The sequence below is a fragment of the Erwinia phyllosphaerae genome (assembly GCF_019132875.1).
Taxonomy (GTDB): Bacteria; Pseudomonadota; Gammaproteobacteria; order Enterobacterales; family Enterobacteriaceae; genus Erwinia; species Erwinia phyllosphaerae.
This window is the reverse complement of sequence record NZ_JAHSPF010000003.1, coordinates 300,950-315,163: the sequence shown is the minus strand read 5'-3', so window position 1 is coordinate 315,163 and position 14,214 is coordinate 300,950. Positions and strand designations below refer to the sequence as shown.

Genomic DNA, 14,214 nt, shown 5'->3' with positions numbered 1-14,214 from the left:
TCTCAAAAGCGTCATGTAGACTAAATACAAATTTTATCTTTCTGTAAAACAGAATGATTTTTATGTCATTACCGCCCTGGGGCGCTCAGGACATAAAGAGTGGAATTTCGCTGTCCCCACTGACGATATTCACGAGGATCAATGTGAAAACAAGCATCGCGTTAACCCTGCTGGCAGTCCTCACGCTGTCAGCCTGCAAGGCTCCGGCTCCTCCGGTGACGGATGATACCCTGGTTACGTCCAACGTGGATGGCGTAGCGCTAACGCATCGCCACGCCGTGCATGCGCCGCAATCTTTTACGCCCGTCAATGAAACCTATCGCGCGCTGTACAACGCTTCCGTTATGACCAGCCCGGACTTTGGCGGTAAGGTCGTGCGCTATCTGGAAAACGGCAAGCCGTTTATGGTGCTGGGCGAAGTAGAAAATCACTGGCTGGCTATTGCCGAGGCAGAAGCCGAGCCGTCAGCGGACCAGCAGCCGGACGCGCAAAAATCGCCACAGCTGATTGGCTATGTGCCTTTTAAAGCGGGCGTAAAAAGCGATCTCTACGACGCGACGCTGCGCAGCGATCGCCCCCGTCCGCGCAAGACAAAGAAAGTCTGCGTTGACGTAGGCGGCCAGAGCAAAGCCTGCCGTAATAACGATACGGCCACCTGGATTCTGGAATAGGCCCGTGAAGGCTAAACCTCCGATGAGATTGCCCAGCGCCTGCCTGCCAGACGCCATAAAGCTGAGAAAGTAAAGCCTGATGACCCTGGAACACCATGCTGACACGCCTGTCTTTGTCAGCCAGGAAAACCCGTTGCTTGTTGCGGCTGCGCCTTTGCTGAATGCAATCGTGCAGATCCGCCTGGCGGCAACGCATGACGATCCCGCTGGCCTGCGTCAACAGCTGGTTGACGAGATCCGTCAGTTTGAAGCCCGTTGCAAACAGGCCGGTTTGCCGTTCGATATGATTATCGGCGCGCGCTACTGCCTGTGCAGCGTGCTGGATGAAGCGGCGGCGCAAACGCCGTGGGGTACGCGTGGCGTCTGGTCCGGCAATGGCTTACTGGTTACGTTCCATAACGAAAGCTGGGGTGGCGAAAAGGTTTTCCAGCTGCTGTCACGCATCTCCCAGACGCCGGTTCAGCATTTGTGGCTGCTCGAGATCATCCATTATTGCCTGCTGTTAGGTTATGAGGGACGCTATCGCGCGGTTGAACAGGGTCGGCTGCAGCGTGACGCCATCAGGACGCGGCTGGCCCAGCTGATTGCGGATACCCGAGGTGAACAGCCGCAGATGCCGCAGCCGCAGCCGCTCTCCCCGGCCAGCCAGCATCTGCTGTGGCGCCCGCCGGTGCCGCTGTGGGCCAGCATTGCGGTTGCCGCCTTTATCGCCTGCCTGATTTACTCCGGCCTTAACTGGCGGCTGGGCAACGCTGCCGAGCCGCTGCTGCGCGCCATCTGGCAAACGCCGCTGCCGGGCAATGAAATTTCCCGCAGCAGCTCCGCCCAGGCGCTGCTGGATCTGCGGCAAAGGCTGGACGATCTGATCGCCGCGCGCCAGCTTGACGTGGCGGATGGCGCTAACGGCAGCAAGGTCATTATCGCCGCCGACAAGCTTTTTGGCCCTTCCGGCAGCGATCTGCTGCCCGAAGGCCGGGCGATCGTTACCCGCGTTTCGGCGGCCATGGACAATATCAAAGGCACCGTGCTGGTCAGCGTTTACACCGATAACCGGCCCGTGCGCTTTGCGCATTTTGCTTCTAACTATGAATATTCGCTTGCCCAGGCCCACAGCATCAGCGCACTGATGCGTCAGCAAATGCTGGAGCCGGGCCATTTGATCCGCAGCGAGGGCCGTGGCGACAGCAATCCTCTGTTGCCTAACGACAGCAGCGAAAACCGGGCGCGCAACCGCCGGGTTGAAATTATCCTGTTCCCGGCCCCTGAAGTGCAATCCAGCGCGGGGAAATCCTGATGTCTTCCATATTTACTACCCTGTTTTCCAGCCGCCTGCTGTGGGGCTTTCTTGGCATAACCGCGTTCAGCGCGCTGATCTGGATTGCCGGTCCGCTGCTGTCAATCAACGACATTCACTGGCTGGAAAGCAGCATCAACCGTCAGATAGCCATCGGCCTGTGCTACTTTTTGTGGATCCTGTTCCAGCTGATCCCACAGCTCTATCGCGCCTGGTTTAACAACAAGCTCCTGAATAATCTCCAGCAGTTCAGCGTCGAGCATGCTGAACAGGCGGCGGCGGAAGAGCTGCTCAGCGCGCTGTTCAGCGAAGCGGCCACGCTGCTGAAAAAGACCCATTTTCCCGGCCAGCGCCAGAAACGGCAGCGTGGCTGGCTACAGCGTTTCAGCTCCCAGTATCTTTACCAGCTGCCCTGGTACATCATCGTCGGCGCGCCGGGCGCAGGAAAAACCACGGCCCTGATTAATTCCGGACTGGAGTTTCCGCTTGGCGAAACGCTGGGCAGAAGCGCCCTGCGCGGCGTGGGCGGCACGCGCCACTGCGACTGGTGGTTTACCAACGAGGCCGTGCTGCTGGACACTGCGGGACGCTATACCCTACAGGAAAGCCAGCGGGCCAGAGACGCGAGCGAATGGCAGGCGTTTATCCAGCTGCTGAAGCGCTATCGCGCCCGCCAGCCGATTAACGGCGTCATTATGACTATCAGCGTGGCGGATCTGTTAAGCGACTCCGCCGATGTTCGTATTGCCCAGGCCAAATCCCTGCGCAGCCGCATGGCGGAGCTACATCAGCAAACCGGCATCCATTTTCCGGTCTATGTCATGGTGACCAAAACCGATCTGCTGAAAGGCTTTATGAGTTATAACGGCACGCTGGATAAAAGCCAGCGCGACCGTATCTGGGGATTTACCTTTCCCTGGAGCACGGACAGCGCCAGCGAAGTCTCTACGGCCGCGCTGTTTGACCAGCAGTTCCGCGAACTGTCGCTGCGTCTGCAAAACGACTTATCCGTTAAGATGGCGAAGGAAAACGATTTAACCCAGCGCGCCGACTGCTTTCTTTTTCCGCAGGAGTTCGCCTCCTTGCGTCCGCTGCTGGCTGAATATCTTGATATCGTTTTTAAACCGGAAAAAGGTGAAATGCCCTGGGCGGCGCGCGGGCTGTTTTTCACCAGCGGCACGCAGGAAGGGTTACCTTTTGACCGCATCATGGGCGAGCTGACGCGCAAGCTACAGCTGCCGCTGGCGTCCAGCCACTCGATTGCCAGCTGGGATACCGTGCACCGCAATGCGCCAATCCCGGCCAATAAAGGCCAGAGTTATTTTATCCATTCCCTGCTCAGCGATCTGATTTTTCAGGAAAGCGGCCTGGCGGGCAGCGACAGGCTCTGGGAGCGCCGCAACCGTCTTTTACACTGGACAGGCTACGCGTCTGTGGGACTGGCCTTGCTGCTGGCAACGCTTCTCTGGAGTACCAGCTATTATAAAAATCAGCACTATTTGCAGCAGGTTGCCGATCGTTTGCCACCGGTAGACCAGCAGGCGCAGAAGCTGTTGCGTAACAACAACGGGAGCATCCTGGATCTGCTACCCTTCTTAAATAGTCTGGTGGCCCTGCCGCAGAGCGACAGCTTTTCGCTGGAAGATCCGCCGTTAAGCATGCGTGCGGGTCTTTACCGCGGCGACCAGATTAACGCGGCCGCGCAGGGCTTTTATCAGAATGCGCTGAAAACTTTGCTGCTGCCGCGCGTCGCGCAAAACATCACGCAGACCTTGCGTAATGATAAAGGCGAAGACAGTGATTTCAGCCGTAATGCTCTGCGCGCCTACCAGATGCTCTATCAGCCGCGCAGCTATGACGGTGAATTTTTACGTGGATGGGTGATGCAGAATTTACAGCGTACGCTGCCCGCCAGCGTAACGACCCGACAGCTTCAGCAGCTTGACTGGCATCTGAGCCAGCTGCTGGACAGGCAGATCCAGACGTCGCCGTTTGCCCGTGATAATACGTTGATCATGAGAAAAATGGCGCTCGATCTGAATAACGCCCACGCCGTCGGCAAAACGGCCGCTGTTTTTGCTCCGTCGTCTCAGGTCACGACTAACTAGCCGGAAGGGTCATTATCATGCCGGAAAAAAATGAGCTGGGTTGGTACGGCAAGCTGCCGGGTACCGGCGATTTTTTGCAGCGCCGCATCCCTGAGCGCGTGGTTGCCAGCTGGTCAAACTGGTTTCAGCTGGGTTTATCGCACTGGTATCAGCATGGCGACGGAGTCAGTGAGCTTTTCAGCCGTGCGCCGGTCTGGAATTTTGCGCTGCCCGCGACGCTTGGCGTGCAGCGCGTGCAGATTGGCTGCCTGCTGCCGTCGCGCGATCGCGTTGGCCGCAGCTGGCCTTTGCTGGCGCTACAGAGCGTGCCGGTCAGCCACTGGCATCCGGCGCAGTTGGCCGTCTCGGGCGACTGGTTTCAGGCGCTGGGCGACACGCTTTACCAGGCCGTGACCAAAACCCTGACGCCCACCCAGCTGGAGCAGGCGCTGCTGAACCTGCCGCCGCTTTCCCAGCCCGACACCGGGCGTTCAGATATCATGGATGTTATCGGCTATCAGGATCTTCCCTGTACGCTGGCCTGGCATGAGGTGGCCAGCCGCTTCGACCCGATGCGCTATACCAGCTACTGGTGGACTAACCAGAGCGACGGCTATCCTTTAGCCAGCCATAAACACAGCGGTAATCTGACCGCGCAGCTATTTTCACAGCTATTCGATCCGGCCGCCGTCGCGCAGCCGGGTCGACATGGACTCTATCCACCCATGTTTGAATAGGGTTATTTTATGGCCCCGGCTTTCAGGAAAAGCGCATGCGATTTACCATAATTGAGAGTAAAACCGACGCGCCCGTGACGACCCGTGACTTTGTGCCGCCCGGCGGCACCATAGGACGTAGCGTTGATAACGATCTGGTTCTGCCGGACAGCGAACGTGCCATTTCCCGCCTGCAGGCCGTGGTTCACGTTGCCGGGAATGGCGAATGCCGCCTGACCAATCACGGCAGCGTGATTGCGGTTTTACATAACCATGCGCCGCTGGCGCGCGGTAAGCAAATTTTGCTGCAGCATGGCGATATGCTGGGTATCGGCGATTATCAAATCGCGGTCAGCGACCCGACCCGCAAGCAGGAAGCCGCGTTTAGCGACGTCGACCCGCTGGCGCTGTTTGGCAAAAATCAGCATTTGCCGGAAGATCCTTTAGGCATCCTTAATGAGCAGATGCCGATTATCACGCCGCCGCCTGAGCGAGAAGCGGCACACGTACGCCAGCCGCAAAACCGGCAGAGCGACGCCCGTTTAGATATCGATCCCGTCGCCCGCGAGCTTCCTCATGCAGAAAAGACCGCCGACGAAGGAAACGAGCAGCGGCTGCTGGCGGCGCTGATGGAAGGCATGGGGCTGGAAAGCGAGCCGGGCAAGCCGCCTTTTACCGAAGAGCAGATGCGCATCACCGGCAGAATGCTGAGCCTTTTTTCTCAGGGAACCGTTGCCCTGCTTTCATCGAGATCGATTCTCAAGCGCGGCGTGAAGGCCGAGATGACCATGATCCTTAACGAGGCCAATAACCCGTTTAAGATCCTGCCTTCCGGCAAAACGGTACTGATGCAGATTTATCAGAGCCAGATGCCTGGCTTTATGCCGCCGGAGCAGGCGGTACGCGACGCGCTGGTTGACTTGCAGGCGCATCAGCTGGGCATGATTGCCGGTATTCGCGCCATCATCGCGGCCATGCTGCAATCTTTTAATCCGCAACGGCTGGAAGACCACGCACGCCGCGACGGCAATCTGCCACGGATAGGCCTGAAACCCGTAAAAAAAGCCGCCCTGTGGGACTATTTCTTACGTCATTATCAGAACACGTCTGGCGAAATAGAGGACGATTTTCACACTCTTTTCGGTGATGCTTTTCTCCAGGCCTATGACATGGAAGTGAATCAGTACAAGGATTCACAAATCAGACCGGAACAAGAATGAAGATAAATTATGCCGCCACGTCGCAGACGGGCGCTCGTGAGAGCAATCAGGATGAAACCGGCGCATGGGCTGGCGACCATTGCGCCTGCTTTCTGGTTTGCGATGGGGTGGCCGGCACGGCCGGTGGCGGCGAGGCAGCCCGCATTGCCCGTGACGTGCTGATGGAAAAGATAGACGATCGCCCTTTTACGCCCTGCGACAGCAAAAGCCTGATAGAACAGGCACAAGAAGCGATTCGCCAGGCGCAGAAGAAAAATCTGAATTTTAAGCAGATGAGTACCACGCTGGCGGCTCTGTTTATTGACCGCGATCGCCAGCTGGCCTGGTGGGCGCACGCGGGCGACAGCCGCATTTACCACTTCCGCCGCGGCTTTATTCATGCCGTGACCAGCGACCACAGCCTGGCCCAGCAGTTAAAAGAGGCCGGCGTAGATAATTCCGGCATTAACAGCAACTTACTCTATAATGCACTCGGTACGGAGGTTGTGCAGTCCGCCAGCTACAGTGAAGTGACGCCGCTGGAAGACGGCGACGCTTTTCTGGTCTGTACGGACGGCTTCTGGTGCAGCCTGAAGGCGAGCGAAATGGAACAGGCTTTGCGCATGGTCAGTTCGCCGCAGGAGTGGCTGGCGCTGATGCAGAAAGCGATTTGTCGCAGCGACCCGAACGACAATTTAAGCGCGGTGGCCGTATGGGTTGGCTCACCGCAGGATACTACCCTGTTACAATCGATGGCGGACTCTACTCGCTTTCTCCCATCGCGTGATTAACCAAGGAACGTTATGAAATTCTGGTTGCCGGCTCTTACCCTGTTGTTTGCAACCGCCGCTCAGGCGGAAGATTACCGCGTGGTTTACTCCCCCAGCCTGGCGCTGGAGGTGTTTATCGACAACGTGGAAAGTAACGCGCCAAAAGACTGGTGTCAGGAGAGTATCCATCTGCGTATCGTTTCAGGGAAAAGCAAAGAGTCGAGCGTGCTGAATAATTTTTTACCGCGCGTGGGCAAGCTGCTGAATAACCAGTGCGGTAAGCTGGACGAACTGCCGTGGCGGATGGCTAACGAAGCCGGTTCCGTGCTGGCTTCCGGCACCGCTTCCAGAGAGCAGAACTGGCGCCCTATCGTTATCGCTGACGGCACGGCAACGGCCACCGCCAGCAATGCCGAACCATTGGATCTGTCGCAACCGGCTAACAACGCGCCGCTCCAGCATTTTGACCTGCCCGGCGGTTGCCACTTCCGCACCTGGTGGGACGAAAAAGGCCAGTCGCTGTTTATCCCTGATGCGAAGCACATGAGCTGCTCAACGGAAGGCTGGCTGGAAGGCAAAAGCGAGCTGCTGCTCGCCAGCGGCGGTAAAACCCAATCGATTGCCGTACAGTTTTATCAGGGGCTGCCGTTACGCAATCTACATCCGGCTGGCGGCCAGCTGACCATCGTGGCGGCCAATAACCAGCGGCTGGTGGTCAGCAAAAAAGATGCCCCGGACAGCTGGCTGCTGCTGACGTTCAACCCTTTGCTGCACGTCTGGTCATTTGAAGGCACGCTGCTGGTAAAAATGAGTAAAAGCCAGGCCGCCGATCCGCTACAGCTTAAAAGCCGCGTGGAAGCGCTGCGTAAAAGCTGGAGCAGCCTGGCGGATCCACAAACTAAAATTAATGTGCTGCTGGTAGATGACCTGCATGCAGACCTGGCCGATCCGGCTATTGGCGCCTGGCGCACTGTTAACTGACCCTTTCTCTTACCAGAGAAAGGCCGTTAGCACTTAGAGAGTGTTTACTATGTCGGCAAACGATAATAAAAGCGTGCCCAACGCCCTCCCGGCCGGGCACCGCTTCAATGAATTTGAGATTAAAGAGGTCATCGGCGGCGGCGGCTTCGGCATTGTCTATCGCGCCTGGGATCACCTGCTTGAGCGCACCATCGCTATTAAAGAATATTTGCCCGTTTCGCTGGTCTCGCGGGATGAGAAACTGACGATTACGCTGCGCGGCGAACGCTATCAGAAACTTTTTGCCGCCGGTTTAAACAGCTTTATTCAGGAAGCCCGCCTGCTGGCGCGATTCAACCATCCTGGACTGCTGCATGTTCTGCGCTTCTGGGAAGAGAACGGTACTGCCTATATGGGCACGCTCTATTACAGCGGCATGACGCTGAAAGAGTGGCAGCTTGGCAGTCCGGAAACCGTCACCGACGCGTGGATCCGTCAGCTGCTGCCGCCTTTGTTCGGCGCTATCGACACCATTCATCAGGCTGGCTATCTGCATCGCGATATCTCGCTGGATAACATTCAGATTCAGGATAACCAGCTGCCGGTGCTGCTGGACTTCGGTTCCGCCCGTAAAACTATCGGCAACCTTTCTGACCAGACGGAAATCATGCTGAAACCCGGCTATGCGCCGATTGAGCAGTACAGCGAGGAGAGCGACAGCGATCAGGGTCCCTGGACGGATATTTATGCGCTGGGTGCCGTACTGCACACGCTGGTCACGGGAAGCCCGCCGCCGGTGAGCGTGGTGCGCTGCATCGAAGACCGCTACCAGCCGCTGGCCCAGCTTCGCCCGGAAGGATTTTCGTTACCGCTGCTGAACGCGATTGACCGCGCGCTGGCCATGAAGCCGCAGGATCGTCCGCAGTCGGTTGATGAATTTGCAGCGCTGATTGCGCTACCGGTCAGCACGGTAGAAGAGCTGGTCAGCAGCGTCACGATAATGCCGGAAGAGCCTCCCGCGCTCCTGCAGGAAGAGCCAGAACGTCCGCCGGAGCAGCCGCCGATTATTATCGCTCCCGCTTCGGCCAGCGCGGAGTATGCTTCCCTGCGTCATCATAAGATGGCAAAGCCTCTGGCTATCGCTGCCGGTATCGCCGTACTGGCGCTGGTGGGATTAGGCATAGCCCTGACCCGTGATAACAGTTCGTCACAGGTCGAACCTTCTGCCGCCGCCGGTAATGAGAGCAATGCTGCGCCTGTGGCCAGCAGCAAGCCGGCAAGCGCAACCGTAGCCGCAAACCAGCCGATGATTGCTACGGTTTATCTGAAGCTGGCCAGTGGAGAAACGGTGGTGCTGAACGGCTCGCCTGTCGAGGTGAAACCGAACATCAGCGGCTATGCGTCGCTTAACCTGGCGGCCGGACATTATAAGGTTGAAGTACATTCCGCCACGGGTACGGTGCGCAATCAGGAGCTTGATATCGATAAGCCGGGAACCTGGCTGATTAATCCGGGTTCCTGAAGCCGGGTTAGCCAACCAGATCGTTGTGGTATTCCTGAAGATCGCGTACGCGCTGCACCAGATCGGTAAGGCATTCGTCATACAGACCGCGTCTTTTCAGCTCCTGTTCCAGCGAGAAAAGATATTGCGCATTGGTACCCAGAGGACCGCTGGCCTGGGCTATCAATGGCGCAATGGTCTGTGGGCAAGAGTCGGTTTCATAAAGTTCATGGCGCGGATCCATGACAAACGCCAGCGCCGTTACGCTACGCCCGTCGTCAAGCTCCAGCTCGCACCACGTTGGCAGATAGCAGCCGGTCACCATTTCTCGCTTCCAGAGCAGCCCCAGCTCTTCGTGCAGCTTCTCTTCCGGCAGACGAAACGCCAGACCGGTGGTGGCACCACCCTCTTTCAGCGCCAGCATGCGGCCAGGCTGCTGCGCGGTTCCCCGACCAGCGGTTAAACGCAGGCAAAAGGCCCGATGCCAGCCGCTTAGCGTGCCTTGCGCCACCTCGTCCGCTTCAAATACCGGATTCCACATCAGTGAACCGTAGCCGAAAATCCACACCGGCTTGTTATCAGGACGGCAGGTCAGCGTAGCCGCCAGGGAAGCCGCTCGCTGCTCGCTGGTCCATAACAGCGATTCCTCGATGGCTCCAAAAGCTGTTTTGCAATCCGCTTTTAACAGGAAATCTCTTGTTAACATTGAACCTCTCCGCTGCTGCCCATTCCCTGCTGCTGATAAAAAATAGAAGGATCGCGCCGTTACGCTTTTGTGACAATATGCCATTTAAGGCGTTGCGATCAAGGCTACAGCGCGTTTCAAAAGTAAAATTAAGCGTAAATTTATCATCGGCCTGATAACGAAAAACTTCAGCGCGCGCGTGATTAAACCACGCGCGGCGTCAATAAATGCTCAATAAAAAACCGCTTTGCGGAGGGGCTTAAGCCGATGGCTACTGGTAAGGGAAAAGAAAGAGGAGCAATTGCGGCGCTGGCATCAGCGTTTTTTATGCCACTTGTCATCGTCACCTTTTTCATACTGATGTTTCACCGCAGCCCAGGCGACCTTGTGCGCCACTTCTTCGCGTGACTCATCACCCCGGCGATCTTTCTTCTCTTTGTATTCGTCCCAGGCGCTGTTAAAAGCTTCCTGATAAATATCCTGGGCGTGGGCCGGCAGTACGTTTTTAACGCTGTCTGGCAGCGACGATCTTGAGTCGTATGGCATTGTTTATCTCCTGGTTATCCGATTTGATAAGCCTGGAACAAAATAGCCGACGTTGCCAGCCACAAATTTTCGCCTTCTTCAGCGAAAAACCTGATAATAACAATTATTTCCGCTATCTATATCGTCAATAAACCGCATTATACCGCGCATTTCTGGCGATTTAATCTTTAAATAATTCATTAAATACAATGAATTAAATGTAATAGTCTCTATAATTGCGCACTCAGCCACTTTATCATTGCAACAGGTAAAATCGTGTAAAGTTTACCACCTGTTAACCTTGCTGCCGTTACACTGCTGTCGCTTGTTATATAATCAACTAATAATGCGATTTCGCCTGTTGTCAGGCCGCTGGCCAGAAAAGGAAATAAGCTTATGAGTGCGCATGAAAGCGTCAGAACACGCCATAAAGAATCCTCTCTTGTTTTACCGATTGCAGCCCTGGTTATCTTATGGTTTTGGGGCGCTTCTGAATCCTTACCGGTGGTTATCGCTATCAACCTTATAGCGCTGGTCGCCATTCTTAGCAGCGCTTTTAGCGTGGTAAGACACGCCGACGTGCTTGCTCACCGCCTGGGTGAGCCTTACGGCTCGCTGATCCTGAGCCTTTCCGTAGTGATTCTGGAAGTTAGCCTGATTTCGGCGCTGATGGCTACCGGCGATGCGGCTCCGGTGCTGATGCGTGACACGCTCTACTCTATCGTGATGATCGTTACCGGCGGCCTGGTGGGCTTTGCGCTGCTGCTCGGCGGACGTAAATTTGCTACGCAATATGTCAATCTGGCTGGCGTAAAGCAGTATCTGATCGCTATCTTCCCGCTGGCCGTGCTGGTGCTGGTGTTTCCCAACGCGCTGCCGGGAGAAAACTTCAGTGCCGGCCAGGCGCTGCTGATCTCTGCGATTTCAGCGGCTATGTACGGCATTTTTTTGCTGATCCAAACCAAAACGCACCAGAGCCTGTTTATTTATGAGCATGAGGATGAAGGCGACGACCCGCAGCACGGCAAACCTTCGGCGCACTCCAGCATCTGGCATACCTGCTGGCTGCTGGTGCATCTGATTGCCGTTATCGCCGTCACCAAGATGGACTCCAGCACGCTCGGCTCGCTGTTGACGACGCTGAATGCGCCAGAGCAGTTTACGGGTTTCCTGGTGGCGTTACTGATCCTGTCACCGGAAGGTCTGGGAGCCATTAAAGCCGTGCTGGCGAATCAGGTGCAGCGCGCGATGAACCTCTTTTTCGGCTCCGTGCTGGCAACCATTTCGCTGACCGTGCCCGCCGTCACCATTATTGCTACGTTAACGGGCCAGGAGCTGGTATTCGGGCTGGAGCCGCCGCATATGGTGATCATGCTGGCTTCGCTGCTGCTGTGTCAGATTTCGTTCTCTACCGGCAGGACTAACGTGCTGAACGGCGCGGCGCATCTGGCGCTGTTTGTGGGTTATCTGATGACGGTGATGCTGTAATACTCTAATGGCAAGGATGCTGTAATGCGCTGATGGCAAGGATGCTGTGATGCTCTGATGGCAAGGATGCTGTAGAGAATGCGTCGTGAACACTACGTTCAGGCATGGCGGGAAGGCAAAGGGATGACTGGAAACAGCAGGCCAGCGCCGGAACGGCGGCTGGCCTGCTGTTTATCAGCTGCTGGTATCCAGCGCCGGGAAGGCGGCTGGCCTGTTGTTTATCAGCTGCTGGTATCCAGCGCCGGGAAGTTCTTCACCAGGTCATCAATCGCTTTCATCTGCGCCAGGAACGGCTCTAGCTTGTCCAGCGGCAGCGCGGACGGGCCGTCGCATTTCGCGTTGGCCGGATCCGGATGCGCTTCGATAAACAGACCGGCCAGGCCGACCGCCATACCGGAACGCGCCAGCTCGGTAACCTGACCGCGACGGCCGCTGGAAGCGGAGCCAAACGGGTCGCGGCACTGTAGCGCGTGCGTCACGTCAAAAATCACCGGGCTACCGTTAGAAACCTGCTTCATTACGTTAAAGCCCAGCATATCCACGACCAGGTTATCGTAACCAAAGTTGGCGCCGCGATCGCACAGGATAACCTGCTCGTTGCCGCCTTCCGCGAATTTCTCCACGATGTTGCCCATCTGGCCAGGGCTAACAAACTGCGGCTTCTTCACGTTGATTACCGCGCCGGTTTTCGCCATCGCTTCAACCAGGTCGGTCTGGCGCGCCAGAAACGCAGGCAGCTGGATAACGTCAACCACGTCGGCCACCGGCTGCGCCTGGCTTGCTTCATGAACGTCGGTGATGATTTTCACGCCGAAAGCCTGCTTCAGCTCCTGAAAAATCTTCATGCCCTCTTCCAGACCCGGCCCACGGTAGGAGCGGATAGAAGAACGGTTCGCCTTGTCAAAAGAGGCTTTAAACACGTAAGGGATGCCCAGCTTCTGGGTCACCGTGACATAGTGTTCACAGATACGCATGGCGAGATCGCGGGATTCCAGCACGTTCATGCCGCCGAACAGCACAAACGGCAGATCGTTTGCGACCTTGATATCGCCAATGCTAACCACTTTTTGTTTCATGTCTTCGCCTTATTCTTCAAAAGGATACAGATTAGTGCAGCGTGATCTGTTTTTGCTCAATCGAGTGAATCTGTAGTTTAATCATTTCGCTGACCGGATCTTCCGGACATTGCTCAACAAAATAGGTCAGATCGCTTAACGCCACGTGCTCGCAGTCCAGCTGCGCAAAAATCAGCCCGCGATCGCGAATTTCATAAGGATCTTCCGGGTCCATATTGATCAGTACCTGGCTGACCTGCAGCGCCAGCTCCATCTGCTTCTCTTCCATCAGCGCGGCTTTCAGCGTGTCCAGCATCTTGTTCAGCACCAGCTGCGGTTCGGCTTCCTGCAAATCGTCGTCATAAAGCTCTGCAACCGGGCCGATATTGCCCTTCAGCCAGACTTCCAGCGTATGTTCGTCCAGCGTTTCGCCGTTGAATGGATTGATCAGCCACATCTCTTCGTCAATCCAGTCGGCACGCAGGATTAGCTGCGTAGGGAAAATCACCGGCATCAGCGGCAGCGACAGCTGTCCCGCAATATGCAGAAAAATGACTCCCAGCGACACGGCGGTGCCCTGACGCGTTTTCAGCACGTTATCCAGCCACAGCGTATCCGAAAGCCGGTAAACGCCGCTGGCACCGCCAAATCCCCACTGCTGCCAGAACAGTTCAATCAGCTTCTCCAGCTGCAGGTCCTGCTCCAGCTGCGCCGGGATCGTGGCGCGAGCCTCTTCTACCAGCGCCGCCAGCTGCTTTTTTACGCCTTCAGCAGGAAAATCGGGACGGATGGCCAGCGTGGCCGCAATCACCGCCTCGCACAGCGGGGTCGCTGTGTCTTCATCAGTTGCTATCGACGTCATACATTCCCCAACAATGGCATTTTTGTGGTGGCCAGGTGATAAACTACCACCAGCGTCGCGGCCGCCACGATAAAAGCTATCCAGCGCACTTTTTGCGCGCGTGGTTTGCGCCCGAGTGCAATAAAACCGAGCGCGATATAGATAATAACGCCAAACAGCTTTTCAGTCAGCCAGGCACCTTGCGGTGTAAAGGGATAAAAGTGCGTGATTGCCACCAGCAAAAAGCCCGAAAGCAGCAACAGCGTGTCATTCACATGCGGCACAATGCGCACCCAGCGCTTTTGCAGCATTGCCGAGCCGCTTTGTAACCAGAAAAAACGCAGCAAAAACATCGCGGCGGTAATCGTTACCGTCAGCAGATGCAGTGTCTTAACAGAACCGTACCATTCAGCCATTATTTT

General features: G+C 56.3%; 14 protein-coding genes. 9 read left to right on the top strand and 5 right to left on the bottom strand.

The window, feature by feature from the left end:
• Positions 1–143: 143 nt before the first annotated feature.
• The 8 genes from KUE00_RS07425 (at position 144) to KUE00_RS07390 (ending at position 9,219) form a co-directional block, all read left to right on the top strand.
• Complete coding sequence (locus tag KUE00_RS07425) at positions 144–671, top strand: SH3 domain-containing protein (protein WP_246759071.1); 528 nt, start codon at positions 144–146, stop codon at positions 669–671.
• A gap of 79 nt (positions 672–750) precedes the next feature.
• Positions 751–1,965 (top strand): type IVB secretion system protein IcmH/DotU, encoded by a 1,215-nt coding sequence (gene icmH / locus KUE00_RS07420; RefSeq protein ID WP_246759070.1) that lies wholly within the window; start codon positions 751–753, stop codon positions 1,963–1,965.
• Entirely contained in the window at positions 1,965–4,073 is a 2,109-nt protein-coding gene (gene tssM, locus KUE00_RS07415) for a type VI secretion system membrane subunit TssM (protein WP_246759069.1), read from the top strand. The genes icmH and tssM overlap by 1 nt, the downstream gene beginning before the upstream one ends.
• A gap of 17 nt (positions 4,074–4,090) precedes the next feature.
• Entirely contained in the window at positions 4,091–4,789 is a 699-nt protein-coding gene (gene tagF / locus KUE00_RS07410; protein ID WP_246759068.1) for a type VI secretion system-associated protein TagF, read from the top strand.
• A 35-nt stretch (positions 4,790–4,824) separates the two neighbouring features.
• The gene (gene tagH / locus KUE00_RS07405) at positions 4,825–5,988 is read left to right on the top strand and encodes a type VI secretion system-associated FHA domain protein TagH (RefSeq protein ID WP_246759066.1); all 1,164 of its coding nucleotides are present in this window, start codon (positions 4,825–4,827) and stop codon (positions 5,986–5,988) included.
• The gene (locus tag KUE00_RS07400; protein WP_246759065.1) at positions 5,985–6,758 is read left to right on the top strand and encodes a PP2C family protein-serine/threonine phosphatase; all 774 of its coding nucleotides are present in this window, start codon (positions 5,985–5,987) and stop codon (positions 6,756–6,758) included. Before tagH ends, KUE00_RS07400 begins: the two co-directional genes overlap by 4 nt.
• Before the next feature lie 12 nt (positions 6,759–6,770).
• Positions 6,771–7,718, top strand: a complete 948-nt coding sequence (locus KUE00_RS07395) for a hypothetical protein (RefSeq protein ID WP_246759063.1) — start codon at positions 6,771–6,773, stop codon at positions 7,716–7,718.
• A gap of 49 nt (positions 7,719–7,767) precedes the next feature.
• Positions 7,768–9,219, top strand: a complete 1,452-nt coding sequence (locus KUE00_RS07390; RefSeq protein WP_246759061.1) for a serine/threonine protein kinase — start codon at positions 7,768–7,770, stop codon at positions 9,217–9,219.
• A 7-nt stretch (positions 9,220–9,226) separates the two neighbouring features.
• Here KUE00_RS07390 and KUE00_RS07385 read toward each other — a convergent pair whose 3' ends face one another.
• Positions 9,227–9,904 carry a gamma-glutamylcyclotransferase gene (locus KUE00_RS07385; RefSeq protein WP_246759060.1) on the bottom strand — a complete coding sequence of 226 codons (678 nt, stop codon included), beginning with the start codon at positions 9,902–9,904 and terminating at the stop codon, positions 9,227–9,229.
• A gap of 294 nt (positions 9,905–10,198) precedes the next feature.
• Entirely contained in the window at positions 10,199–10,429 is a 231-nt protein-coding gene (gene chaB, locus KUE00_RS07380) for a putative cation transport regulator ChaB (RefSeq protein ID WP_246759059.1), read from the bottom strand.
• A gap of 375 nt (positions 10,430–10,804) precedes the next feature.
• On the opposite strand from chaB, the gene chaA reads away from it, so the two are divergent.
• The gene (chaA, locus tag KUE00_RS07375; protein ID WP_246759058.1) at positions 10,805–11,896 is read left to right on the top strand and encodes a sodium-potassium/proton antiporter ChaA; all 1,092 of its coding nucleotides are present in this window, start codon (positions 10,805–10,807) and stop codon (positions 11,894–11,896) included.
• Between the two features lie 221 nt (positions 11,897–12,117).
• Here the strand turns inward: chaA and kdsA are convergent, their stop codons facing one another.
• The 3 genes from kdsA to KUE00_RS07360 are packed head-to-tail and all read right to left on the bottom strand — an operon-like array spanning position 12,118 to position 14,208.
• Positions 12,118–12,972: a 3-deoxy-8-phosphooctulonate synthase gene (gene kdsA, locus KUE00_RS07370; protein ID WP_246759057.1), complete on the bottom strand. Its 855-nt coding sequence runs from the start codon at positions 12,970–12,972 to the stop codon at positions 12,118–12,120.
• 31 nt (positions 12,973–13,003) lie between these two features.
• Positions 13,004–13,813: an invasion regulator SirB1 gene (gene sirB1 / locus KUE00_RS07365; RefSeq protein ID WP_246759056.1), complete on the bottom strand. Its 810-nt coding sequence runs from the start codon at positions 13,811–13,813 to the stop codon at positions 13,004–13,006.
• Complete coding sequence (locus KUE00_RS07360; protein WP_246759055.1) at positions 13,810–14,208, bottom strand: SirB2 family protein; 399 nt, start codon at positions 14,206–14,208, stop codon at positions 13,810–13,812. Before KUE00_RS07360 ends, sirB1 begins: the two co-directional genes overlap by 4 nt.
• Positions 14,209–14,214: the final 6 nt, after the last annotated feature.